Source organism: Corynebacterium diphtheriae, from assembly GCF_001457455.1.
Classification (GTDB): Bacteria; Actinomycetota; Actinomycetes; order Mycobacteriales; family Mycobacteriaceae; genus Corynebacterium; species Corynebacterium diphtheriae.
Genome location: NZ_LN831026.1, coordinates 1,940,462 through 1,966,763 on the forward strand (window position 1 = coordinate 1,940,462; position 26,302 = coordinate 1,966,763).

Below are 26,302 nucleotides of genomic sequence, written 5' to 3' on the forward strand. Positions count from 1 at the left end.
GATTTTCGGCTTAGTAGCGTGGGTGGTTGCCGGTCAGGATGACAGAAGGCTCCTCGCCTTCGGTTGCGCGCACGGTGCCTAGCTCCCATGCGTCGATGTGACGGGCAGTCAAGATGGCCAACGCGCGGTCGCGGTCCTTTGGAGCAACAACAGCGACCATGCCAACACCCATGTTGAAGGTCTTTTCCATCTCAACCTGAGGAACCTGTCCAATGGTTTCGATCGTGCGGAAGATCTGACCAGGAGTCCAGGTGGCACGAGAAAGCTCTGCGGTAAGGCCTTCTGGGATCACACGAGCCAAGTTGCCGGCTAGGCCGCCACCGGTGACGTGGCAGAAGGTGTGCACTTCGCATTCGTCGGCAAGCGCCAAGCAGTCCTTGGTGTAGATCTTGGTTGGCTCGAGCAGCTCCTCACCCAAGGTGCGGTCGAATTCTTCCATGTGGCCGTCGAGAGGCAGACCAGCCTTGTCCAGCAATACGTGGCGAGCCAAGGAGTAGCCGTTGGAGTGCAGACCAGACGATGCCATAGCGATGACAACATCGCCGTTGCGCACACGGTCTGGGCCGAGAACCTCATCAGCTTCAACAACGCCCACGGCGGTTGCGGAAACGTCATAATGCTCAGGCTCCATCACACCTGGGTGCTCTGCGGTTTCGCCACCGAGCAATGCGCAACCAGCCTGAATGCAGCCCTCGGCGATGCCGGACACGATTTGTGCCACGTGCTCTGGCACAACTTTGCCGATTGCGATGTAGTCCTGGAGGAACAGTGGTTCCGCGCCACAGACAACGAGGTCATCCACGCACATTGCCACCAAGTCGATACCGATGGTGTCGTGCTTGTCCATAGCCTGGGCGATAGCCAGCTTGGTGCCCACGCCGTCGGAACCTGCTGCGAGCAGCGGCTTACGGTACTTGCCGAGTGCGAACAGTCCGGCGAATCCGCCGAGGCCGCCACGAACCTCAGGGCGGGTTGCTTTCTTGGCTAATGGGGCGAAAAGCTCGACTGCTTTGTCGCCGGCCTCAATATCCACGCCTGCGGCAGCGTAGGAAACGTTGTCGTTCTTTTCCGTCATGTGGGGGACCTGTAATCCTTATGTTGGTTTGGGGTGTAGGTATAGGTGGTGATTCGCCGTTAGTCGAGGCTTGCGCACGAGCTGCGTTTCATCGCAGAAACAAGCTCTGCGTTCTTGTTTCCGGCGGGCATACCGATGGGGTATTCGCCGTCGAAACATGCACAACATAGTTCGGCGCGGGACTGCTGAGTGGCTTCGATCATGGCGTCGGTAGAGACGTATCCCAAAGAATCTGAGCCAAGGGCGGTACAGACTGACTGCACAACCTCGGCTTCGTTATCGCCGGTGACAGCGTTGGCGATCAGTTCGCCGGGGCTTGCAAAGTCGATGCCGTAGAAGCATGGCCACTTTACAGGTGGCGAGGCGATACGCACGTGAACCTCGGCGGCACCGGCTTCACGCAGCATGCGGATCAGGGCTCGCTGGGTGTTGCCACGCACAATGGAATCGTCTACAACGATCAGGCGCTTTCCTTGAATTACCTCACGCAGCGGGTTGAGCTTGAGGCGAATACCCAGCTGGCGCAGGGTTTGCGACGGCTGAATAAAGGTGCGGCCAACGTAGGCGTTTTTCACCAATCCTTGACCGAAAGGAATCTTCGATTCTTGGGCGTAACCCACCGCAGCGGGGTTGCCGGATTCTGGGACTGGGATGACAAGGTCGCCGTCGATAGGCGATTCCTGTGCTAGCCTTCGTCCGATCTCCATACGGGTTGCGTTGACGTTGCGGCCGTGGATTGTGGAGTCTGGGCGAGCAAGGTACACATACTCAAAAACACAGGTTTTGCGTTGCGGTTGTGCAAAACGTTCGCTACGGATGCCGGCGCCATCGATAGCAACGAGCTCACCTGGCTCGATCTCGCGAACAAACGACGCACCCACGATGTCGAGTGCACACGTTTCTGAGGCAACAACCCAGCCGCGTTCAAGACGACCCAGTACGAGAGGGCGAACGCCCCATGGGTCACGAGCAGCGTACATGGTGTGACCATCGGTAAAGGTCAAGCAGAACGCACCACGCATACGCGGCAGGAGTGCTCGGGCGGAATCAAGCAAAGATGTACCCTCCGATACTCCGTGTGCCAGCAGGGCTGTCATCACATCGGAATCGGAGGGCTCAGTATCAGGTTTTACCAAATCGTGCTCGGCGGCTTCTGCCATGAGCTCGAGGTAGTTCACCAGATTGCCGTTATGGCACAGCGCCACATCGGTTCCTTCTGGGGTTACACGGAACATTGGTTGGGAGTTTTCCCACATCACTCCACCTGCGGTGGAATAGCGGGTGTGGCCGATGGCCACGTCTCCGCTGAGGGATTCCAAGGTAGATTCGTCAAACACCTGGGACACAAGCCCCAAGTCTTTAAATACCACGACTTGATCGCCGTCACCTACGGCGATTCCCGCAGCTTCTTGTCCACGGTGCTGCAGGGCGAAAAGTCCAAAATAGGTGAGCTTGGATACTTCTTCGCCTGGAGCCCACACGCCAAAAACGCCACATTCCTCGCGCGGAGACTGTTCGCCGCGATCGTCAAGGTCTGTCAATGTTGAGGGTACGGTAGTGGAAGCAAACGGAAGATTGTCTTTTTGGGGCTGGTCAGTTTGTGCCACGTTGCCCATAGTAACGTGCATTGCCACGTTGCACTAATGCTTTAGGCTTTGCACGCTTACCCCCGCGTTATACAGGGCCATGTTGATCAAGCGTAACCACGGGTAGCCAGTGCGCAACCTCCCCCGCACGGGTGCCCGAAGCCGACACATGCGGATTGTCTGCGTAGGGATCAAGCCCAGTAGCAAGCCGCAACCATGCCAGCGGTGTGGTTTCTACAACGTTGGGTGGTGTGCCACGGGTGTGCCTTGGGCCGTCGATGCATTGCACGGCAACAAATGGTGGCACTCTGAGTTCGACGGAGTTACCCGGCGCGAGCTTTTCGACGGTTCTTACGGTCAGGCGTACAGCTGCGGCGATGGCCGTGCGTGAGGGCTTTTCGACGCTTTCCGGATGGGCGATCCAATCGGCGATGGCGAGTACTGCAGCTCGTGTTTCTGCAGGATCTGGGGCTCGTCGTGCCATGTGCTTGTACCTCCGGTATTTTCGATTGCATGCCTACACGCTCCCCTCACGTTACCCTTCGTTTTCTTGCTGCTCCCACCGATGTGTTGATGGCTGGTGGGCGTTGGCGAGCGCGCCACCCCCGCTCACCCCCGAAAAAGACGGCATTTCACACCAAATCTGCTCAAACGGCCGGTTTGGAAGCGATTTGGTGTGAAGTTCGGAGAAAAATCCTTCGAAATACCCCCGTTTAGGGGCTCTTCCAATGCGTCGATGAGGCTGGTGCTGCGTGAGCTGCGAGCACAGCACTCCCCTATGCCATTGATTGCGCAAAAGACTACGCAACACATTGACTTAGACGATTAAGCATTGGGGACGACCACCATCCATATGGCTACGAGGTGAATAATTGCTGCCACGATTGTGGCGGCGTGGAAAATCTCATGGTAGCCCATGATGGTGGCGTTTCTACCTGGCCAGCGCATGGCGTACACGATAGCGCCTGCGGAGTAGACGATTCCGCCTATAAAAAGCAGCCACACAACAGCTGGCCCTTCAGCCCGCCATAGTGCGGGGATCAGTGGGGTGATGAGCCACCCCAGCGCAATGTATATGCTTGCGGCTAGCCAGCGCGGGTGAGTGATCCACACCATGCTGAGGATGAGTGCGCCTGCGGCTCCTGCCCACGCGAGGTAGAGAACCCAGAGTGATTGTGGCAGGGCAATCAGGCATAAGGGGGTGTAGGTCGAGGCGATAAATACTGCGATGGTGGCGTGGTCGGCGCGGCGCCACCATGCGACTGCTTCGGGGGTTTTCCAGCGGCCGCGGTGGTAGGCTGCGGAGACTCCGAAGAGGGCGACTACACCGATGGCGTAGGTGAGAACTCCGAGTGCTTGTGGCCAGGGGCGGTAGATGAAGGCGAAGGTGGAAAGCACTGAGCCGGAGACGAGTGCGCACCACGAGGCCACGAGGTGGAACCAGCCGCGGGTGATGGGGCGGGGGCCGCGGTCGTAGATCCATCGGCGGTATTCGACCATGGGGGATGGTGGCGTTGTGGTCATGGGCATTCCTCTCGTGGCGTTGAGATGGTGAATGTATTTGAACCCAAAACCTACCACTGCGTAGGTTTCCGCGCCATGCCCAAGCATTAATATATGCGGTTTTCTTTTACAGTCGCCGTGGCGTACATTGCGAACATCACCAAAAGTTCAATGCGTTGAACTTTTGGTGATGTGGTGAACTACCGCCACGTCTCGCCCCGCAACTACACCGCAAGGAGGCCGCAGTGGAAGCGTCGACAAGCCCGCAGGTGATCTACTTCTCCTCAGTGTCGGAAAACACCCACCGCTTCATCCAAAAGACCAAGCTCACCCACCAACGCATCGGACTACGAACCCGCGACGACCCGATCATCGCCACAGCACCCTATGTACTTATCACCCCCACCTACGGAGGAGGTGACCTAGCCAAAGCCGTACCCAAACAAGTGATCAAATTCCTTAACGTGGAACAAAACCGACACTTCCTGGCGGGTGTTATCACCAGCGGAAATCGAAACTTCGGACCCGCTTTTTGCTTCGCAGGCACCACCATTGCACATAAATGCAACGTGCCCGAACTTCATCGTTTTGAGCTACTCGGCACCAACGCCGACGCCCACCACGTCCACGACGCAGTCATCGATATTCTTCGAGAAAGGACCACCAAATGAGCTACGTTGATAACTCCATTACCCCACCGCAATGGCCGCACAACCCCACCACCCCACTGCGACCCATCAACTGGAATCGAACCCAAGACGCAAAAGACAATGAAGTCTGGCAACGTCTCACCGCTAATTTCTGGCTCCCCGAAAAAGTCCCACTTTCAAACGACCTCCCCACTTGGCGCACCATGACGCCCGTCTACCGCGAACTCGTCACCCGCACCTTTACCGGACTCACACTTCTTGACACCCTCCAAGCAAGCGTCGGCGAAATCAGCCAAATTCCCGACGCCCACACCGAGCACGAACAAGCCGTCTACGCCAACATTGCCTTCATGCAGGCAGTTCACGCTCGCAGCTACTCCTCAGTGTTTAGTACCATGTGCTCCAGCACTGAGATCGACGATGCCTACACCTGGGCCATATCCAACCCCCTCCTACAGCGCCGCGCTACCCGCGTCATCGAGCACTACTACGGAAGCGATCCCCTCAAGCGCAAAGTAGCCTCCACGCTTTTATCTTCCCTCCTCCTCTACGCTGGTTTCTACCTGCCATTATGGCTATCGACCCGCGGAAAACTCATGAACACAGCCGACATGATCCGCCTCATCCTGCGCGACAAAGCAGTCCACGGATACTACTCTGGATACAAATACCAACGCGGGCTTGAGCTCAAACCCGAACGAGCCAACGAAATGGCAGAGTTCACCTACTCGCTTTGCGACGAACTCCTCGACATGGAAAAGGCCTACACCGCCGACCTCTACGCCCCAGCCGACCAAGCCAATGCCCTAGAAGGCCTCACCCTCGACGGCGTGATGTCTTTTGTGTACTACAACGCAGATAAGGCTCTCATGAACCTAGGCTACGAACCTGCCTACGAGGAACAAGCAGCACACGTAAGCCCCGAAATTATTGCAGCCTTAACCCCAGAATCCAATGAAACCCATGACTTCTTTTCCGGATCAGGCTCCGCCTACATCATCGGAACCGCGGAAGAAACCACCGAAGAGGACTGGGACTTTTAGCAGGTCAGAGCACATATAAGTACCCTCAAGCATATTGCCAGCAAACTCCAACACTGCCACATCAACCCCACTATTCACTGTCATATGACGAACGAAGATGCAGGTCAGCACCGCAATCCAGCAACTCAGCAGCCATCACAGACTTTTGCCAGAGAACATCATTTATGCAGGTAAAAGCGTTTTTAACGATGTCAAAGGTATCCTTGCATCACCATCGGATTGAGTGCACACTAGGAGACATCAACAGCGCAAGTTGTTGAGGGAATATAGAAGAAGCATTCAGGAAGGAGAGGTTCATTGACAGCTAACTCTCGGGTTGAGGTTTATAGATAAAACCACAATCCATACACGCCAGCAGGTTTTATAAGGATCGTATTTGTTGTTGAGGGACTCCGAGTACGAACACCATAAATCCATTTTGGAGCCCATAGTGATTCGACACCGGCCATCGAGGATAGGCGTTGAGGGGCGCAGATCTTCATAGGCTGAATCACTATCCACTGGCGTAACCTTTCTGAGGCATCTTTCCTTTGAGATTGAGGGACATAAAGGTGGGGTTGATAACAATTGTTATCAACCCCACCTTTATTGGCTCTTCCAGTTTTAGAGTGCATTGATTAGCTCGCCGAGGGTTCAGGCGTGGCACTACGCGGAGTAGGACATTTTCACAACCATGGCTTGGCTAGGATTGGCTGGCGTTGGTGGGGCGCTGGTGGGCGCGCCACCCCCGCTCACCCCCTAAAAGACGGCACTTCACACCAAATCTGCCCAAACGGCCGGTTTGGAAGCGATTTGGTGTGAAGTACCAAGAAAAATCCTTCGAAATACCCCCGAATGGTGGCTCGGTGGAACCGGAGCGCCCTTCGGTGGCAAGACCTTCGGGTATGTACGGGTCAAACCCTGGGCCGGAACCCCAGCAGCAGGACCAGCAGCACCCGCTGTAGCAAAGCCGCCACGCCACGGTGTCGGATCCCAGTTACCCTGCACCAGCTTGACCTGCGAGAACCAGCCCAAGGCGAAGACTGCAAGACCAACAAGGATCACTAGGACAATGCCGAGCCGACCACCTACGCGAGCGCCGCCACCGACGAGCATGCCGAACCATCCGAAGTCGGCATCGCCGAAGGTCGTGTTGGCATCACCAAAGTGGCTCTTCCAGTTTTAGAGCGCATTGATTAATTCGCCGGGGGTTCGGGCATGGCACAAGATACTAGGGTCCTTAGCTTTGCAGGAACAAAGGTACCTAAGCTTGGTCGATCTGCCCATTGTCGGCTATCCAACACGCATTTATGTGCGCCTTCCACGCTACCGGTGCACTAATAAGTGCTGCTTGCAGAAGATCTTCCACGCGGGCCTTGCCTGTGCACCCGACAATCCAAAGACCACTAACAGGGTGCCCCACTGGCTCCTGCAACACCTTGGCCAATGCACTCTAAAACCAGAAGAGCCACCAAACGGGGGTATTTCGAAGGATTTTGCACAGAACTTCACACCAAATCGCAAGAAAACCGGCCGTTTGGGCAGATTTGGTGTGAAGTGCCGTCTTTTAGGGGGTGAGCGGGGGTAACCTGCGGGGCCACCAACGCCAGCCAACCCTAGCCAAGCCATGGTTGTGAAAAACGTCCTATTCCGCGTAGTGCCATGCCTGAACCCTCGGCGAGCTAATCAATGCACTCTAAAACCGGAAGAGCCCCTTTATTTTTATGATGCTTATTTAGATAGGAAGATACTCTTCTAAGACGTTAATGATCTTCATATCGTCAGGATTAAGCGAGGGCGCAAAGCGGCCTACCACCTCACCGCTGGGCGCTACGATAAACTTTTCAAAGTTCCACTCAATATCTGGACCATCACCCTTGAGCTTCTTATACAGCTCAATAGTGTTGGGGCCATTGACGTCCGACTTAGCCAACAGCGGGAAGCGCACCCCAAACTTTTCTTCGTATCGACGCGCCACCTGAGCATCCTTGCCAGGTTCTTCCTCCCCGAACTGGTTACACGGAACACCGATCACGAAGAAACCACGCATCGCATAATCCTCATAAAGCTCTTCCAGCGTCTCCAGCTGCGGGGTATAGCCGCACTCTGATGCCGTATTCACAATCAACAGGCAATGACCAGCCCACTGATCCATTGAGGCTTTCTCGCCGTTGATCAGCGTGACCTCGGTATCAAAAATACTCATCCTAGGATTCCTTTCCGGTTGCTTGATGGCACAGCCAAGCGTATTCAAACGCGGTTTGCTTCCACTTCTCATAACGGCCCGAAACTCCGCCGTGACCAGCAGACATCTCCGTCTTCAGCAAGAACTGTCCACCCGTTGCCGTCGCACGCAACTGGGCAATCCACTTAGCCGGCTCAACATAAAGCACGCGAGTGTCATTAAGCGAGGTCACCGCCAAGATATTGGGATACGCCTTGGCCTCAATATTTTCATAAGGCGCATAAGAGGCCATGTAGTTATACACATCGACGTCATGCAGCGGGTCACCCCACTCGTCCCATTCCGTTACCGTCAACGGCAACTCCGGCATCAGCATTGATGTCAACGGATCCACGAAAGGCACCACAGCCTCAATCGCTTTGAAACGATCCCCTGCCATATTCGCCACCGCACCCATGAGCATGCCGCCGGCAGATCCGCCTTCCGCCACCAACATTTCAGAGGTAGTCACCTCATGCTCAATCAGATGATCGGCGACCGCAATGAAGTCCGTAAACGTGTTCTTCTTCGTCACAGTCTTGCCCGTGTCGTACCAGCCACGACCCATCTCACCACCGCCGCGCACATGGGCGATAGCGAACACCATGCCACGGTCCATCAAAGACAACCGCGCAATAGAAAAACCAGGGTCGATCGAGGACTCATAAGAGCCATAGCCGTACAACAAAGTAGGGTTCGGCTTGCTGAGGTCAAGATCAGAGCGATGGATCAACGACACGGGAATACGCACACCGTCGTGAGCCTCAACCCACAGCCGCGACGCAGTGTAATCATCCGCATTATAGCCGCCGACGACCTCCTGCTGCTTGAGCAAAGTACGACGCCCATCAGCAATCCAATAATCAAACACCTGGCTAGGCTGCGTAAACGACACATACACCATGCGCACCACAGGGGTATCCCACTCAGGGTGGCCGCCCACACCAACCGTGTAGAGCTCTTCGTCGAAAGTAATCTCTTCAAACGTGCCAAAACCATCGGCATTAAGCTGCATCACAGCTGCGCGACCGATCGCACCCGAGCGGTACGCCAACACAATGTGATCGCGGTACGTGTCCACTCCCTCGATACGAACCTCATTACGGTGTGGCACCAAAACCTCAAGAGAATCGAGAGAAATCTCCTCATCGGTGACCGGAGTCCAGCCCACCTCAAAATTCGGACCAGTGGCATTGTGAGTCACAATCCATGTATCGCGACCAGCAACAACAGCATGGTCAATGTCGTATTCCACCCCCGCTTGCCGTGGCAGCACACAACGGAAATCGCCGGTCGGATTATCTAGATCAAGTACCCAAATTTCCGACGTAATCTTCGACGCCGACTCGATCATCAAAAAACGCTCGGAGCGCGTAGCACCCACGCCAGTATTAAAGCGCTCATCGGCTTCATGGAACACCTGCACATCCGTTGCCGGATCGGTACCAATCTTATGTCGCCACACCGAATCTGGACGCCACGCAGCATCAACACGCTGATAGAACAGGTAATCCTCACCAGCCCAGGTAGCGCCATAGAACACATCGGGAATCTCATCAGCAAGATGCTCACCCGTTGCCAAATCCTTGACCCGCAGCGTAAAGCGCTCATCGCCTTCCGTATCAACCGAATACGCAAGATAACGGCCCGATGTGGTCACCGTCGAAGCACCTAAAGCAAAAAACTCATGGCCCTCGGCCAGCTCATTGGCGTCAAGAATAATCTGCTCCCCAACAACCGGCTCCCTTTCAGGAATCGTCGGAGGCACCCACGCATCCGCGCCTTCGCTCACAGGAATACGGCAAGAATAGCCGTAGCTCTTCCCTTCCTCGGATCGACCGTAGTACCAAAAATCACCAGCGCGCTGCGGAACAGACATATCTGTTTCCTTCACCCGCGACTTAATCTCGTGATAAATGTTGTCCTTTAACTGCGAAAGGTGCGCAGTCTGCTGCTCAACAAAAGCATTCTCTGCCTCAAGATACTGGATCGTTTCCGGATTTTCTTTATCCCGCAACCACTCGTAGTTATCCACGAAATCAATCCCGTGGTGGGTACGAGTAATAGGACGGACTGGAGCTACCGGAGGTAGGACATTGTGAGATTCACGCATGGTGACGATCGTAGCCGATAGCGAAAAACGTAGCCCGAAACCTTGCTATTACCTGAGAGATCGCCTACATTACAAGGAAAGTTACACTCCGAATGAAAGGTCCATTGTGCACCTCGATAATCTGTCTTCCGTTTCTGATCTGAACATCATCTCCAAGGTCATCGACTTGATCACCAAGCTTCTCACCTTGGTTGAGAAGTTCAACAAGTAAAATTATTGAAAATACTCCCCCGATGAACTATCGGGGGAGTATTTTCAATACCTAAAACACGTAGGAGAGGCCAACGCTTTTAAACACAGCACCCGATCCACTCACAGAATTTTTTGCCGGTAATGCGCTCGAATGCTTCCACGTAGCGTTCACGAGTAGCTTCTACAACAGAACCTGGCAGTGATGGCGGCGGGGTGACGTCGTCAGTAGACCAACCAGATTTTGGTCCGGTCAACCAGTTACGAACGTACTGCTTATCAAAGCTTGGCTGTACCTTGCCCTCTTCGTAGCCATCAGCTGGCCAATAACGAGAAGAGTCAGGGGTAAGGACTTCGTCGGCAAGCACCAACCTGCCATCCTCGTCCAAACCGAACTCGAACTTGGTGTCCGCCAAGATGATGCCGCGCTCTTCCGCCAACGCTGCAGCCTCGGAGTAGATACGCAAGGTGGCGTCGCGAAGCTCGTTCGCACGCGCCTCGCCCAGCTTTTCCACGACAACATCGAAAGAGACGTTCTCGTCATGATCGCCAAGCTCTGCCTTCGTAGCAGGGGTGAAGATCGGCTCAGGGAGCTTAGAAGCCTCCACCAAGCCCTCTGGAAGCTCCACACCACAAACGGTGCCGGTTTCCTGGTATTCTTTCAAGCCGGAACCAGTGAGGTAACCACGAGCAACGCACTCGAATGGCAACATCTTGAGCTTCTTGCACACCATGGCACGGCCGAGCACCTCTTCTGGGATTGCGGGGTCGTCGATAGGCCCTGCGAGGTGGTTCGGGAAATCGATGTTATGGAAGAAGTACATGCTCATAGCGGTGAGCACGCGACCCTTGTCTGGAATCTCTGGTTCCAAAATATGGTCATAAGCAGAGATACGATCAGAAACAACCATCAGAAGGCGTTCATCGTCGATCTCGTAAATCTCACGCACCTTGCCAGCGGAGACATGAGTGTACTGGGAGAGTTCAGGACGCATAATCAAGCAGTCTAGACCTTGAAACAAGTACAAGTCATATCGCAACACCCACAGATGCGATATGACTTGTACTTAAAAACTGTTGTTAGAGAATGTCACCTGGGGTGTACTGGGCAGCCGCTGGATAACGACGAACTAGATCATTCACGCGGTCAACAACGCGAGCAACCTGCGATTCTGCAGCACCAATAAAGGCATGGCGATCAGCCAACGCCTCATCCAACTGCTCACGAGTCATCGGCAACCGCTCATCCGCCGCAAGGCGATCAATGAGGTCTTGCTCCCCACCGTTTTCACGCATGTTCAAGGCAACCGCCACAGCGTTCTCCTTAATCACCTCATGGGCGGTTTCACGGCCAACACCCACGCGAACAGCAGCCATCAGAATACGAGTGGTAGCAAGGAATGGCAGGTAGCGCTCAAGCTCACGATCAATCATCGCTGGGAAAGCACCGAACTCAGCCAACACTGTGAGGAATGTCTCGTACATGCCATCCAGCGCGAAGAACGCATCCGGAAGAGCCACACGACGAATAACCGAGCAGAACACGTCGCCCTCATTCCACTGCTGACCAGAAAGATCCGCCACCATGGTGAGGTAACCACGCAAGATCACCTGCAGGCCGCCAACACGCTCACACGAACGCGCATTCATCTTGTGCGGCATAGCCGAGGAACCGACCTGGCCTTCCTTAAAGCCCTCAGTCACCGTCTCATTGCCAGCCATCAAACGGATGGTGTGAGCCAACGAGGATGGACCAGCACCCAACTGAACCAGAGCAGACACCGCATCGAAGTCCAAGGAGCGGGGGTAAACCTGTCCCACTGAATCGAACACGCGGGCAATACCTAGGTGATCTGCGATTTGAGTTTCCAATGCGGCAAGCTTGGACTCATCGCCACCAACGAGATCAAGCATGTCTTGGGCGGTGCCCATAGGGCCCTTAATACCGCGCAGTGGATAGCGGCTCAGAAGTTCCTCAACGCGGTCAATAGCAACCAAGATTTCCTCGGCAGCAGAAGCAAAACGCTTACCCAAAGTGGTAGCCTGAGCAGCCACGTTGTGGGAGCGGCCAGCCATGACCAAGGACTGGTACTGTGCTGCGTGCTGTGCGATAGCAGCGGCAACAGACACCGACTTGTTACGCATCATCTCAAGCGAACGGTAGATCTGCAGCTGTTCCACGTTCTCGGTGAGGTCGCGGGAGGTCATGCCCTTATGAATATGCTCGTAGCCTGCGAGAGCATTGAACTCCTCGATACGAGCTTTCACATCATGGCGGGTGACCTTCTCGCGCTGCGCGATGCTGTCGAGGTCGATGCGATCGATCACTGCTTCATAAGCAGAAATTGCTTCTGTTGGAATATCAACACCCAGATTTCTCTGGGCCTTCATTACTGCGATCCACAACTGGCGTTCTAGGAGGATTTTTGCCTCTGGGCTCCACAGTTCGGTGAGCTCAGCAGAGGCGTAGCGGTTGGACAGGACGTTTGCGATCTTCTTCTTCTCAGCCACGTAGCTCATTATGGCATGAACGTGCGCAAACGCTCACATGCTTGAAGAATTTCCTCATATTCTCCGCAGAAACTCAGCCGAACAAAACGATGCCCGTCAACGGGGTCGAAGTCCACACCAGGAGCAAGTGCTACACCAGTGGCGTTGAGCAGTTCACGCACCCAGACCTCCGAATCATCGGTGTGCTCCGATACATCAATGTAAAGGTAGAAGCCACCGTCCGGCGGCGCACACTTGCCCAGCCCCAACTCAGGAAGCCGTTTAAGAAGCAACGCACGATTACGGGCATAGCGCTGAACATGGCTTTCCAACTCGGCGCGCGCCTCAGGGCCGAAAGCAGCCAGTGCTGCTTCTTGAGACACCGCCGGCGGGCACAGGGCAAGATTAGCTTGCAAATTATCAAGGGCTTCTACCAGCTCATCAGGAACAATGAGCCAGCCTAGCCGCCAGCCGGTCATAGAAAAGTACTTCGACAGCGAGCCCACCACCACTGCTTTATCGGAGTACTCCCGTGCGCTGTGGCACTCACGCCCATAGGTGATGCCGTGGTAGATCTCGTCGGAGATCAGCAGGCAGGAGTTGCGCTCACACCAATCAGTAATGCGCGCTAGCTCAGCACCATCAATGATCGTCCCCGAAGGATTATCAGGGCTGGTCACAATCAGCGCTTTCGGCTTTTCGACGCACGCCTCGAGCATCTCAACCGTGGGCTGGAAGCGAGTTTCTGCGCCACAGGGCAGATCGATAATCTTTGCGCCTAGAGCCGTCAATGCATTGCGATACGCCGGATAACCAGGGCGTGTCATAGCAATCGGATCACCATGGTCTAGGGCCGCCAAGAACAAGGCAACAAACCCGCCAGATGATCCAGTGGTCACCACCACATTGCGAGCAGCCGTATCAATGCCATACGTCTGAGCATGCCACTGAGCAATCGCCTCACGAAGCTCAGGGATCCCCAAGGTGGCAGTGTAACCGAGCGCAGAGGCGTCGATACGCGAATGGACGCGCTCAATTACCGCCCGCGGCGCGCCCGTCGACGGCTGCCCCACGCACAACAGCAGAGCATCGTCACGCGACTGCGCCTCCCCCAAAATCTGCATCACTCGAAACGGGTCAACGTGGCTACGATCACTCGGAAACATAGCAGACACGCTAGTCCAAAGTGCCAAACCTCTCCAGCTCATCGGGGTTACCCGCAGCCAAAATCAAATCCCCCGACCGCAACACCATCTCCGGCTTCGACTGTCTAAACATGCCACCAGCAGGACGCACCGCAATGATCTGAACCCGATCGAAATCGCAGACCTTCTTACCCAAAGCAGAAACCGGCGGCGCAATCTTCACAATCGCATAATCCCGATCAAACTCCGCATACTCCTGAACACGACCATTCATCAAATGCGCAATACGACGACCCGTATCCTGCTCAGGGCGAATAATGTGATGCACACCAATCTGCTTCAAAATCTTCGCATGCGAATTATTCAACGCCTTCGCCCAAATCGACGGAATGTTAAACTCCACCACCGCCGAAGCCGTCAACAAGGACGCACCCATATCCGAGCCGATACCAATCACCACACGTGACGCCTCATTGACCGCCAGCTGACGCAGCGCCTCCTCGCTCGTCGTATCCGCCACCGCCGCATACGTCAAAATCGCCGAAGCCTTATCCACCACCGCAGGATTGGTATCAATACCCATCACCTCAACGCCAGAGTGCACCAGCTCCTCACCCAAAGCCATGCCAAAACGACCCAGCCCCAAAATCACGACAGCCGGATTGGAACGAGAACGGAAGCTAACCAATGATCAGCCTTTCTACAGGATAGGAATACTGCCTCTTACTTGAACGCGCAGCCAGCGCCGCCACCAAGGATACTGGCCCGATCCTGCCGGCATACATCAACACCACCAAAACCAACTGCGCAGCACTCGGTAACGAACCCGTAATACCCGTGCTCAAACCCACAGTGGCAAAAGCGCTGACCACCTCAAAAGAAAGATCTAAAACACCAAACTCAGGGGCCAAAACCAGCACCAAGCCAACAGCGACGCCCACCGTGAGCACCGCCAACATGGTCACCGCCAACGCTTGGCGCACAGTTCGGTTCGGAATGCGTCGTCCCCGAATCAGAATCTGATCATCACCACGGATCTCCGCAACCATCACTGCCAACAACACGCCAACAGTAGTGATCTTGATGCCACCTGCGGTACCACCAGAACCGCCACCAATAAACATCAACGAATCCGTGAGCAGCAAGCTCGTCGGATGCAACTGCGACATATCAATCGAATTAAACCCCGCCGTACGCGAGGTCACCGAATGGAAAAATGCAGCCAGCATCTTCGTTGGACCATCAAACGGGGCAAGCACACCACGCCACTCCAACACCGCAATGCCCACGGTGCCAGCAGCGAGCAACACAATCGTGCCCGCAATAGTAAACAACGAAGTCAACGACATCCGGCGAATCGCTTGGCCTTGACGGCGAAACGTTGCCCGCCGATGCAACTCCAACAGCATGGGAAAACCCAAACCACCTACGATCACCGCTGCCGAGATAGGCAAAATAATCCAACCATCGCCCACATACGGCATCAAATTATTAGACCTCAAACCAAAACCGGCATTGTTAAAGGCCGAAACCGCGTGGAAAACCCCCTCCCACAGACTCGCCCACCAATCAAAACCCATAGCGTGAAAACGCAAGGTCAACGCCACAGCCACCGCAGATTCCACCACAAGAGTAAAACCAATAGTGGCAATAAGTAGGCCAGTTACCTCCCCTAGTTCACGACCACGCCCCTCCGCCGCCGCGTTCAAGCGCCCCTTGACCCCGATACGCCCCACCAGCACCCAGCCGGCGAACGTCGTTAAGGTCATAATGCCCAAACCACCCACTTGGATCAACGCCAAAATAACCAATTGACCAAAGTGGGACCAGTAGGTAGCAGTATCCACCACCGTGAGCCCCGTCAGGCACACAGCCGACGTCGCAGTAAAAAGAGCCGTAACGACGTCAGCCTGGGCATGGCCTTCACGAGACACAGGCAACAACAACAGCACAGTGCCTAACAGCACCAACGCTGCAAAACAACCGGCAACGAGCCGAGCAGGAGTCTTACGCACGAGGCGACGATACTCCGCATATGCCCCAACTCACAACACTAGGGGCATTGTTAGGCCCTCCATGCAGCAAGCCGTATAAATGCTTAAATCGAAATACGACCCTCAACTGCCGGAAGCGCAATATCAGAGCGGAAATGCGAACCCTCCAGCTTGATCCCTTCCACCACGCGGTAGGCGTTGTCGCGGGCGTCGGCAAGCGTTGCCCCCGTACCCACCACGTTAAGCACACGGCCACCATTGGCCACCACGTTGCCCTGCTCATCACGTGCAGTACCAGCATGCAACACAGCCGTGGTACCCGAGGCATCAGCCACATCAGCACCCGTGATCACGCCACCCTTACGCGGGATTTCTGGGTACCCCTCAGCAGCCAAAACAACAGTCAAAGCGTAGCCATCCTGCCACTCCAACGCTGGGGCCTGCGCCAACGTACCCTCAGCCACCGACTGCAGCACCTGAGCCAACGGGGTACACAGCAACGCCAACACCGCCTGAGTTTCTGGATCACCAAAACGGCAGTTAAATTCCACCACAGAGGGGCCCTCAGCACCCCACGCCAAGCCTGCATACAACAAACCAGAATACGAGCAACCACGACGCACCATCTCACGAGCCACAGGCACACAGACTTCGTCGACAATGCGCTGTACTCCATCTTCAGGAAGCCACGGCAACGGCGTATAAGCGCCCATACCACCCGTGTTCGGCCCCTCATCATTATCGTAAGCACGCTTGTGATCCTGCGCAGGGATCAAAGGAACGACAGTCTCGCCATCAACCAAGCAGAACAAGGACACCTCAGGGCCATCCAAGAAGCTCTCCAACAGCACCGGATTACCCGCAGCGAGCACCGCGTCGACATGCGCACGCGCAGCCTCACGATCATCAGTAACAACAACACCCTTGCCGCCAGCAAGGCCATCATCCTTGACCACATAATGCGGGCCAAAACGATCCAAAGCCGCATCGCGTTGCTCATCGCTTGCCTCAGGAAGAATCTGCTCCGCACGAGCCGTACGCACACCAGCTTTTTCCATCACATCTTTGGCAAAAGCCTTCGAGCCCTCGATGCGAGCAGCATCCTTATTCGGGCCGAACACCGCGAAACCGTTCTGACGAAGAACATCCGCCACACCTGCTACCAGCGGAATTTCAGGGCCGACCACAACTAAATCAGCCTGAACCTCCTGCGCGACCTGCAACATCTGTGCTGGGTCATCCACGGAAGTGGCATCAGCATGAACCGTTGCGATCTGCTCCATGCCTGCGTTGCCTGGGGCAACATGGATCTCAGAAACAGAGGAATCCTTGGACAAACCTAGTACGAGGGCGTGCTCACGGGCGCCCGAACCGATAACAAGAATGCGCATGGTCTGTAGATCCTACAGGGTCTACGCCCAGCATTCCTCCCCTGACAATAGTGCGCACTACGCGGTACCGTAGACAGCATGAGTAGCGTATTTACCAAAATCATCAACGGTGATCTTCCAGGCCGATTTGTTTACCGCGACGCACATATCGTTGCCTTCCTCACGATCGAGCCTCTCGCCTATGGTCACGTATTGGTCGTGCCTGTTAAAGAGGTAGACAAGTGGACGGATTTAGAGCCTGAGTTGTGGACCGAGCTCAATGCGGTTGCACTGAAGGTTGGCCAAGCTGTTGTTTCGGCTTTCGACGCTCCTCGCGCCGGCTACATCATCGCCGGATTTGACGTTCCTCATACGCACATTCATGTTTTCCCAGCGGGCAAGATGGGAGATTATGACTTCGCACGCGCCATGAGCATGGACGAAACCGATCCCGCAGCTATGGATGCGGCAGCTGAGAAGCTCCGTGAGGCCTTAGGCACCCGCGATGACGGAACTGTGAAGTAATAAGGAGTTTGTCTGCATGGCATTGTTGAAATGGATACCAGCTCGGGGCACGTTGCCGTTGTCACCGAAGTGGGTAGCTACAACGCTTGCCGACGCCTCCTCTGATTCAGTCCCAGTCTTGTTCCTTCACGGAACGCTAGGTTCCCCCGGCAATTTTGAGCGCCCAGCCCAGCGGCTGGCCCAGCTTGGGCGCCCATTTTTTGCCCCTGCTTATGGTGAGCACGGCACCGCCGATTTGGATCGTTCGACTGCCGAGCTATTGCGCTATGTGGATCACCTCCGCGATATGGGCATTAAGCAGGTCGATATTGTGGGACATTCGGCTGGCGGGCTTCAGGGGCTGCGCATTGCCCATGCGCGCCCAGGTTTTGTGCGCAAACTCATCGGTTTGGGTGCGGCTTTTCGTGGGGTTCCTAGAACTGTGCGATTTAAACCTGTGGTCAAGTTGATTACTGGGCAAGCAGTTATTCAATTGACGCAAGAAATCCCAGCTGAGCTGCCAGATGGTGTGGAACTCGTGTCGATTTATTCGACTGCCGACCACATCGTTCCTGTTGCTTCTAGTGCTCTTGGTGAACTTATTGAGATCACTGATATTCGCCACGAAGATTTACCACGGCAAGCCGATGTCATTATGGAGGCTCTCGGTTATCCTGCGGAAACCGACTCCCCTACCGACTAGTACCTCGGGTGCTTTAGCGGTTTTTAGTCTCTTTCGGTGCAGTTTTGGGTAGTTCCACGATGAATGTGGTGCCATGGCCTTGTTCAGATTCCACTGATACTTCACCACCGTGGGATTCCACAAGGGATTTCACGATGGCGAGCCCTAGACCACTTCCGCCTGTGCTGCGGGCGCGCGAACTGTCTGCCCTGTAGAAGCGTTCGAAGATGTGCGAGGCATCTTCTTCGCTGAGGCCTATGCCGTCATCGATCACTTTGACAACAAAATTGGATCCCGCGTCGGCTAGTTTGATGGTAACGCGTGCCGAGTCTCCGCCGTGCTTCAAGGCATTTGCAACCAAGTTGGTCAGAACTTGGTGCAGGCGGGCTGCGTCTCCTTCCACAACGGGCACATCCGCGCATTCGGAGCGAACATCGATGTCGCGATCGGGATAAGCTCCCCGAAGTGAAGACGAAACGTTCAGTGCTAGATCAAGAAGATCAACAGGCTTGGAATCATGGCGTGCCCCCTCTGCACGCGTGAGAGCTAAGAGGTCTTCTACCAGCAAACTCATTCGCTTAGCCTCGTCTTCGATCTTTTCAATCACGAGGTCTGCGTCCGTTGTAGCACCCGAGCGATACAGCTCTGCATAGCCTTTGACCGAGGTCAGTGGGGTTCGCAACTCATGTGAGGCATCGCCAACAAAACGACGCATTTGGGCCTCTTTATCCCGCAGCTCCACAATGGATCCCTGCAGCTGAGAGATCATACTGTTCAGCGCGCTCGACAACGCTCCCACTTCAGTATTTGCCGTAGTGTTGGGCACTCGGCGGTCCAAATCACCCGCGGCAATCGCTTTGGCGGTCATCTCGACTTCACGTAATGGCCGCAGCGCACGTTGGATCAGCACATAGGCCAATAACGCCATGAGCAAAAGCACTGCTAGAACAATGATGACCTGGCCTAATGCGAGGCGTTTTAAGACATTTACTTCTTGAGTAATATCCTTGGCCACTACAATGGTTACACCAGCACGGCGCTCCGCGATGACCCGCCATTCCACGTTTGCAGCGCTTTCCTCCGAGGAATCAACGGTTTGCGCCCCTTTGCCGATAACGACGCGACCCAGGTCAGGGCTCGTTTTTCCCTCGTTATAGATGCTCGTTGTCCCATTAGGGTAGATCTTCACCACATAGAATTCTGTCGGTGGGCGAACCAGCGCACCATTAAGCTGCGTTTCAAACAAGGAGTCTTGAGCGGCCCAGCCGTTGAGTCCGCTTTCAAGTTCCATATCAATGCGAGAATAGGACAACTGCTGCATCGTTCGATTAACTGCAAAAGAGCTTCCGATCAGCCCAATTGCAGAGACAACAAGAACAATCGCCATCAAACCGGAGCGCAGGGGAATCCCGCTCAAACGTAGATGTTTGATAGCCGAAATTCGTGGAGAACGCACGACTGTGCTGATCCAGGAGGGCTTGTGGTCTTCCTGTTTTTTCTTGGCAAAATTCGGGTACCGGTGATCTCCAACAGATGAACATTGCGTTTCATCTATTGGTTCCGAAACAACCGCTCTGGCGTAAGGATTGTTCATGCTTGTCTAGATTTCCTATCGACGAATCCTTGCTTCTACGACCGAGGTTTACGTAGCACGTAGCCGACACCACGAACCGTTTGAATCAACGCTGGTTCTTGAGTATCAACTTTGCGACGCAAATAGGAAATATAAGATTCCACAACGTTGCCATCGCCGCCGAAGTCGTAATGCCAAACATTGTTCAAAATCTTCGACTTCGACAGCACCACTTCTGCATTGAGCATTAAATAGCGCAGTAGGTTAAATTCCGTTGGCGATAGCTCGACAACCTGCCCAGCTTTAGTGACCTCGTGAGTATCATCATTCAAGGTCAAATCGGCATAAACCAAGGTCGCAGAATCATCCACGTCATCATGACGCAGTCCTCGACGCAGAATCACACGCAGGCGGGTAATTACCTCTTCAAGCGAGAATGGTTTAGTCACATAATCATCCGCACCAATAGTAAGACCATGAATTCGATGTTCTACCGCATCTTTTGCCGTCAGGTAGAGCACTGGTCCCTCAAAGCCGTCAGCACGCAACTTGGGCAGCAATTCATAACCATCCATGCCCGGCATCATCACGTCCAAGATAAAAGCATCGGGTTGAAAAGAACGGGCCTTTTCTAAAGCTTCAATCCCTGATTGGGCGGTTTCTACCTCAAAGCCTTGGAATTTCAGGCTTACTTTTAACAGCTCGACGATGTTTGGCTCATCATCGACCACCAGAACCCGAGTTGCATATTCATTCATGGTTTCCATTTTTACCCTGCCTACCTCAGCATTTTGAACTTTTTATTATGTGAATCGTTATTGGCTCTCAGTACAACTGATTGAACTGGCTAGTTTCTGCTGCACACCTGTCAACGAACTGTGAATACTCAGCACCCATCTGCGCCCCCTAATTAACACTCCCCCGAAGTAGACAACCGCAATCGGGAGTAGACCGCGCCAAGTCAGCGCTTAATTTAGAAAAGTTTACAAAACTCTCAACAGAGAAGTTCAACTACGGTAGTCTGTGATTTAGGTCACTTTTTATTTAAGGCGCTCACCTCCGGACCTCCCTTTATATTGAGAATGGAACCCTCGTGCAGATTGTTGAGCACAACTCTGACACGGCTTTCTCGGTCACTGGAGATCCGCAGATCGATTGGGGATGGGAGAAACGCAAGCAACCGGAGTAACAGGGGGTACGACGCAATTCGAGCACACTGTAACGGAAAGTGTCTTGGGATCGTTGTGAGCACAAACGTACTAAGCCACAATGGCGGTATCTCAACATTTGAGTACAGTTGCACATATGTTCCCGCAAAATAAATGGCACCGATCTCAAAAAAATAAATGCATAGCAGGGGTCTGTGCCGGGATAGCTGAAGTATATGAAACCTCTGCAAATACCGTCAGGATTATTTACGTAATCGCTACGCTCTGCGGAGTTCCCCTGGTTGCCGTCTACCTATTGCAATGGCTCATCTACCCAAAGCGATAAGTTGCAGCTAAAGATATGGAAACCCACTTTCGTTACTATCGTTTCCGCTTCTTCTTGTGCTTGTGCCGAGAGCCACTAAAAAGCCTACACCCGACCTCTTGTTGGCGCGTGAACAAACGGCTCATCCCGTTACCTTGTGGGTGTCCCCCAGCTGACCAGCGCCACCGAAGAAAAACATCGCCCTTGTAGCTTTGCCAAACACCCTAGCATTGAAACTGTAACGAACGTTCGGTATTGTTTCAAGCATGACTTCGCACAGCACCCCCACAGGAGAAAAGTCTGCAGGACTTAAGTCCCACGACCAGCGGTGGATTTTTCTTGGAATCATCTCACTTGGTCTGTTCGTCGTCGGCGCAGATAACTCGGTGCTTTATACGGCTCTGCCCGCGCTCCATGTACATCTTCATACTTCGGAGCTCGAAGGCCTGTGGATCATCAATGCTTACTCGCTGGTGCTCGCAGGACTTCTACTTGGAACTGGCACTCTTGGTGACAAAATTGGTCATCGCCGCATGTTCGAAATCGGACTTTCAGTATTTGCAGGTGCTTCGATCCTGGCAGCTGTATCGCCCAACGCTGCAACGCTGATCACAGCTCGCGCACTACTAGGGATAGGCGCATCAAAGATGATGCCCGCCTCACTAGCACTACTGAGAATTACTTTTACCGATATTCGTGAACGCAACACTGCCATTGGCATTTGGGGAGCAGTTGCAACACTCGGTGCCGCTTTAGGGCCAGTTCTTGGCGGATTTCTCTTAGAGCATTACTACTGGGGATCGATCTTTCTCATCAACGTTCCGGTCGTCATCATCGCACTGGTAGGTACGTACTTCATGGCACCGAAAAACCGGCCTAATCCACAGCGAAGCTGGGATTTCCTTTCCTCAATGTTCGCAATGTTTTTCATGGTGGGACTTGTGCTCCTCATCAAAGAATGTGCTCACACGCCAATATCTTTCGCCATGCTCGCATTGGGGTTTGCTTTGATGGCTGTAGGTGCCGCTCTCTTTTGGTGGCGCCACTTACACCTCGACGAGCCGCTACTTCGGTTCGGAGTTTTCCGAAATTCCCTCTTCAGTGCGGGAGTATTGGCAGCAACCTGTGCGATGTTAATTCTGTCTGGCACCGAGCTTCTTACCACCCAACGTTTCCAGCTGGCAGAAGGTTTTACGCCACTTCAAGCAGGTCTACTTTCTGCAGCTACTGCGCTTGCAGCTTTCCCCAGTTCCATTGGCGGTGGCGCAATCCTGCACAAGGTGGGATTCCGTCCCCTTATTAGCGGCGGATTCTTGGTCATGTGTACGGGAGGTGCCCTCACAGCGTTTTCGGTTCCCCACAATACTTTCCCTCTCTTGATCACTGGTTTATTGCTGTGCGGTTTCGGAGCCGGCATGGTGATGTCAGTGTCATCCACGGCTGTGATCGGATCAGCACCATCTCGTGATTCTGGAATGGCCTCTGCAATGGAAGCAGTAAGTTACGAATTTGGTTCCCTCATTTCTGTGGCTCTGTTCGGTTCGCTTTTCAGCTTCTTCTACAGCGTTAACGCTCCAGAAGAAATAGCCGCTTCCTTTGATCAAGGACTCCATCATCCAGAGCTTCATATCAATGCCCGCCTTTTAATGAACGAGTCCTATGCCACCGTGATCTGGATAGCAGCCGCGATTGGGCTCGCCTGCGCCTTAGCTACTGCATGGCTACTTCGCAACAACCCTAAGGAAACTGAATATGCGCACGAATAAGAAACAACAATTACTGGCAACCGCTATGGATATTGTGGAATCCGATGGGTTACAAGGACTCACCTATGATTCCCTGAGTACGGCTACTGGTACCTCAAAATCCGGATTGATCTATCATTTCCCGTCCCGGCGCGCACTAGAAGTCGAGCTCAACAAATACTCTGCTAGCTTGTGGACCCAAGCGTTGGAGGACATTGCCGGCGCTCCCCCACAACAACTGGATTTACCGTTGCGTTTAAAAGCGATTGTGATCAATCAATCGACGTCAGCCCGACGCGCTGATTTATTTCTTACACTGCAGTCTCTCCCAGATCCAGAGATTCGACGCATTTGGACAGATGCGTGGCAGCCTTGGTCAGAGGGTATTGCAGAAAATTCCGCAGCATTATTCATTCTCACGCTTGCCGACGGCCTCTGGACGAGCGATCACGTAAATCCCACCCCGTTGAGTGCCACGGAACGACAGCTCATTGTGGAACAAGCATGTGCATTTATCGATTCCGTGCAATGGGACAGCGGTCGATTACCGGCACATGTCGATATTGTTTTCCCCTCATACTCGTTCCGCAGCACTTCAGATTCTCTTTCTCCTTCAGGGCTTGAGTAGAAGATTGCTAAGGTAATCGAGTCTGCAACTGGTTACACATTCAAGGAGACCCCTCTTGTCCGCAGCTCCCGTCCATCCCGTGGACGCAGTTCCCGCAGCACCCAAGCTCGTAGCTTTGGGATTGCAGCATGTTCTAGCGTTCTACGCTGGCGCTGTCATCGTCCCTCTTCTCATCGCAGCATCGCTTAATCTCGATACTGCAACTACTATCCACCTGATCAACGCAGATTTGCTGACATGTGGCATTGCAACATTGATCCAATCGGTAGGCATTGGCAAGCACGTCGGTGTGCGCTTGCCGATCGTTCAAGGCGTGACCACCACAGCAGTGGCACCGATCATCGCAATTGGTTTGGGTGTTACTGATGGCCAAGGTGGCGTCGAATCGCTTCCTACCGTCTACGGTGCCGTCATCGTCGCCGGTTTGTTTACTTTCTTTGCCACCCCTGTCTTTGCTAAGTTCCTTCGGTTCTTCCCACCAGTAGTTACCGGATCAGTGCTGTTGGTCATGGGTACGTCCCTTTTGGCGGTGTCAGCAAATGACTTCATTAACTACGCTGAAGCTCAGCCAGAAACCCGCGATCTTTTCTATGCTTTTGGCACTCTCGCAGTTATCATCTTGGCGCAGCGATTCTTCCGAGGATTCTTGGGCACGCTCGCAGTCCTCATCGGCCTTGTTAGCGGCACGGTTGTTGCGCTGCTTTTGGGCCACGCCAACCTGGATGAAGTGGGCAATGCAGCTGCATTCGGCATTACAACGCCGTTCTACTTTGGCATGCCGCAGTTCAACATCACCGCGTGTTTCTCCATGATCATCGTCATGATCATCACCATGGTGGAAACCACCGGTGACGTATTTGCTACTGGCGAGATCGTGAAAAAGCGCATCCGCAAGTCTGATGTGCAGCGAGCCCTGCGCGCCGATGGCCTTTCCACCTTCTTAGGTGGTGTGATGAACTCCTTCCCATACACGTGCTTTGCTCAAAACGTCGGCCTCGTTCGCATCACTGGTGTGAAGTCCCGCTGGGTTGCAGCCTCTGCAGCTGGCTTCATGATTATCCTCGGCCTATTGCCTAAAGCTGGTGCCGTTGTTGCGTCGATTCCTTCCCCAGTATTGGGAGCTGCGTCCCTCGCGCTGTTCGCCAATGTTGCTTGGGTGGGTTTGCAGACCATCGCCAAAACCGACCTAGCAGATAGCCGTAACGCAGCGATCGTTACCACTGCTTTGGGATTAGCAATGCTGGTTACCTTCAAGCCATCGGTTGCAGAAGCATTCCCTGAATGGGCACGTATCTTCGTTTCTTCTGGCATGTCCATCGGTGCTATCACCGCTATCTTGCTGAACTTATTGTTCTTCCACGTAGGAAAGCAGTCGGGTTCTGCGGTTGCGCGCAACGTTTCCGGCGACGGTATAACGCTCGATGAGATCAACGCATTGGACCGCGATGAGTTCGTAGCAACTTTGCGCCCACTGTTTAACAAAGAGACGTGGCCACTGGAGCAAGCATGGGAATCCCGTCCATTCACAGATGTCCATGAGTTGCGCGAAGCTATCCAGGTGGCAGTACTTACCGCACCTAGCGAACAACGCGACGCACTCATCCACGACTACCCAGACACCTCAGCAGTTCTACTGGCAACCGATGCCGAATCTCGAGCAATCAGCGCTGACCGTGGATCGTTGGGAATCAATGAACTCGACGATGTGGAAACGCAGCAGGTTCTGGAGCTCTCCAAGGAATACCGCGAACGCTTCGGCATGCCGTTCGTGTACTTCCTCGACACCAACGACACCGTCGCCTCCATCGTCAACGCTGGTCTACGTCGTCTAGCAAACTCCGATGTGCAAGAGCACCGAGTAGCTCTCACCGAAATCGTCGAGATCGCCAACGACCGCTTCGATATTCTTCTCGCCGATGCCAACCCAGTGCGATCAGCATGGGATCGCAAATTTACTGAAGTCGAGTAGAAACAACAACCCCCACCATTGCTTTCGCAATGGCTGAAACCAGCACGAGCAGAAAGCAAGGTGGGGGTTTGCTGGCTCTTCCGGTTTTAGAGTGCATTGATTAGCTCGCCGGGGTTCGGGCGTGGCACAAGATACTAGGGCCCTTACCATCTGCCGTACCGCAGAACATGGCGATGTCACCGTCATCGAAGCCGAGCCCATCAAGCCCATCAATGAATGCCCCACGTGCGGGCAGCCAAGAAAACCATGAACAAGCGCCGCAAAGACATCTCCGCCTACATCCGACACACAAACAATGCACTCTACAACCGGAAGAGCCACCATTCGGGGGTATTTCGAAGGATTTTTCTCCGAACTTCACACCAAA

Annotated in this window: 22 protein-coding genes and 1 pseudogene; 8 read left to right on the top strand and 15 right to left on the bottom strand. The window is 54.1% G+C overall.

The features are described 5' to 3' along the window. Nucleotides 1-10: 10 nt before the first annotated feature. The 4 genes from purM to trhA all read right to left on the bottom strand — a co-directional run bounded on the left by purM (nt 11) and on the right by trhA (nt 4,272). Complete coding sequence (gene purM, locus AT687_RS09340; protein WP_014310775.1) at nt 11-1,075, bottom strand: phosphoribosylformylglycinamidine cyclo-ligase; 1,065 nt, start codon at nt 1,073-1,075, stop codon at nt 11-13. 59 nt (nt 1,076-1,134) lie between these two features. Then, on the bottom strand, nt 1,135-2,703 hold the full coding sequence (gene purF, locus AT687_RS09345) for an amidophosphoribosyltransferase (protein ID WP_014319306.1): 1,569 nt from the start codon (nt 2,701-2,703) through the stop codon (nt 1,135-1,137). Nucleotides 2,704-2,749: 46 nt separating this feature from the next. Continuing rightward, nucleotides 2,750-3,145 (bottom strand): sterol carrier family protein, encoded by a 396-nt coding sequence (locus AT687_RS09350; protein WP_014302308.1) that lies wholly within the window; start codon nt 3,143-3,145, stop codon nt 2,750-2,752. Nucleotides 3,146-3,486: 341 nt separating this feature from the next. Continuing rightward, on the bottom strand, nt 3,487-4,272 hold the full coding sequence (gene trhA, locus AT687_RS09355) for a PAQR family membrane homeostasis protein TrhA (protein ID WP_021335177.1): 786 nt from the start codon (nt 4,270-4,272) through the stop codon (nt 3,487-3,489). A 137-nt stretch (nt 4,273-4,409) separates the two neighbouring features. Between trhA and nrdI the strand changes: the two genes are divergently transcribed. Both nrdI and nrdF read left to right on the top strand, forming a co-directional pair. Next, nucleotides 4,410-4,835: a class Ib ribonucleoside-diphosphate reductase assembly flavoprotein NrdI gene (gene nrdI, locus AT687_RS09360; RefSeq protein ID WP_014302310.1), complete on the top strand. Its 426-nt coding sequence runs from the start codon at nt 4,410-4,412 to the stop codon at nt 4,833-4,835. After that, complete coding sequence (gene nrdF, locus AT687_RS09365) at nt 4,832-5,857, top strand: class 1b ribonucleoside-diphosphate reductase subunit beta (RefSeq protein WP_010935437.1); 1,026 nt, start codon at nt 4,832-4,834, stop codon at nt 5,855-5,857. Before nrdI ends, nrdF begins: the two co-directional genes overlap by 4 nt. Before the next feature lie 837 nt (nt 5,858-6,694). Here the strand turns inward: nrdF and AT687_RS12460 are convergent. From AT687_RS12460 to purD, 9 genes and pseudogenes are all read right to left on the bottom strand, one after another. Next, nucleotides 6,695-7,006 (bottom strand): annotated as a pseudogene (locus AT687_RS12460) (PTS ascorbate transporter subunit IIC); the annotation flags it as partial. Between the two features lie 565 nt (nt 7,007-7,571). Then, entirely contained in the window at nt 7,572-8,042 is a 471-nt protein-coding gene (locus AT687_RS09375; RefSeq protein WP_003852809.1) for a glutathione peroxidase, read from the bottom strand. A gap of 1 nt (nt 8,043) precedes the next feature. Further along, complete coding sequence (locus tag AT687_RS09380) at nt 8,044-10,173, bottom strand: S9 family peptidase (protein WP_014319309.1); 2,130 nt, start codon at nt 10,171-10,173, stop codon at nt 8,044-8,046. 290 nt (nt 10,174-10,463) lie between these two features. After that, on the bottom strand, nt 10,464-11,357 hold the full coding sequence (locus tag AT687_RS09390; protein ID WP_021335180.1) for a phosphoribosylaminoimidazolesuccinocarboxamide synthase: 894 nt from the start codon (nt 11,355-11,357) through the stop codon (nt 10,464-10,466). 85 nt (nt 11,358-11,442) lie between these two features. Continuing rightward, the gene (gene purB, locus AT687_RS09395; RefSeq protein ID WP_014319311.1) at nt 11,443-12,882 is read right to left on the bottom strand and encodes an adenylosuccinate lyase; all 1,440 of its coding nucleotides are present in this window, start codon (nt 12,880-12,882) and stop codon (nt 11,443-11,445) included. Then, nucleotides 12,882-14,018, bottom strand: coding sequence for a pyridoxal phosphate-dependent aminotransferase (locus AT687_RS09400; RefSeq protein ID WP_014317059.1), 1,137 nt, complete (start codon nt 14,016-14,018; stop codon nt 12,882-12,884). The genes purB and AT687_RS09400 overlap by 1 nt, the downstream gene beginning before the upstream one ends. Before the next feature lie 10 nt (nt 14,019-14,028). Further along, entirely contained in the window at nt 14,029-14,685 is a 657-nt protein-coding gene (locus AT687_RS09405; protein ID WP_003852820.1) for a potassium channel family protein, read from the bottom strand. Continuing rightward, complete coding sequence (locus AT687_RS09410) at nt 14,678-16,012, bottom strand: TrkH family potassium uptake protein (RefSeq protein WP_010935442.1); 1,335 nt, start codon at nt 16,010-16,012, stop codon at nt 14,678-14,680. Before AT687_RS09410 ends, AT687_RS09405 begins: the two co-directional genes overlap by 8 nt. 83 nt (nt 16,013-16,095) lie before the next feature. Further along, entirely contained in the window at nt 16,096-17,382 is a 1,287-nt protein-coding gene (gene purD, locus AT687_RS09415) for a phosphoribosylamine--glycine ligase (RefSeq protein WP_014319313.1), read from the bottom strand. A gap of 78 nt (nt 17,383-17,460) precedes the next feature. On the opposite strand from purD, the gene AT687_RS09420 reads away from it, so the two are divergent. Together AT687_RS09420 and AT687_RS09425 are read left to right on the top strand one after the other, a co-directional pair. Further along, nucleotides 17,461-17,886 carry an HIT family protein gene (locus AT687_RS09420; protein ID WP_010935444.1) on the top strand — a complete coding sequence of 142 codons (426 nt, stop codon included), beginning with the start codon at nt 17,461-17,463 and terminating at the stop codon, nt 17,884-17,886. 16 nt (nt 17,887-17,902) lie between these two features. After that, entirely contained in the window at nt 17,903-18,568 is a 666-nt protein-coding gene (locus AT687_RS09425) for an alpha/beta fold hydrolase (protein ID WP_014318154.1), read from the top strand. 13 nt (nt 18,569-18,581) lie between these two features. On the opposite strand, the gene AT687_RS09430 is transcribed toward AT687_RS09425, so the two are convergent. Then, entirely contained in the window at nt 18,582-20,141 is a 1,560-nt protein-coding gene (locus AT687_RS09430; protein WP_014303829.1) for a sensor histidine kinase, read from the bottom strand. A gap of 35 nt (nt 20,142-20,176) precedes the next feature. Then, nucleotides 20,177-20,887 (bottom strand): response regulator transcription factor, encoded by a 711-nt coding sequence (locus AT687_RS09435; RefSeq protein WP_010935447.1) that lies wholly within the window; start codon nt 20,885-20,887, stop codon nt 20,177-20,179. 538 nt (nt 20,888-21,425) lie between these two features. On the opposite strand from AT687_RS09435, the gene AT687_RS12050 reads away from it, so the two are divergent. The 4 genes from AT687_RS12050 to AT687_RS09450 all read left to right on the top strand — a co-directional run bounded on the left by AT687_RS12050 (nt 21,426) and on the right by AT687_RS09450 (nt 25,935). Then, complete coding sequence (locus AT687_RS12050; protein WP_003852827.1) at nt 21,426-21,614, top strand: PspC domain-containing protein; 189 nt, start codon at nt 21,426-21,428, stop codon at nt 21,612-21,614. Between the two features lie 245 nt (nt 21,615-21,859). After that, nucleotides 21,860-23,359 (top strand): MFS transporter, encoded by a 1,500-nt coding sequence (locus AT687_RS09440; protein WP_014319314.1) that lies wholly within the window; start codon nt 21,860-21,862, stop codon nt 23,357-23,359. After that, a complete protein-coding gene (locus tag AT687_RS09445; RefSeq protein ID WP_014308674.1) occupies nt 23,346-23,966 on the top strand; it encodes a TetR family transcriptional regulator in 621 nt (206 codons plus the stop codon). Before AT687_RS09440 ends, AT687_RS09445 begins: the two co-directional genes overlap by 14 nt. A gap of 55 nt (nt 23,967-24,021) precedes the next feature. Next, entirely contained in the window at nt 24,022-25,935 is a 1,914-nt protein-coding gene (locus AT687_RS09450) for a solute carrier family 23 protein (protein WP_014308675.1), read from the top strand. Nucleotides 25,936-26,302 lie beyond the last annotated feature (367 nt).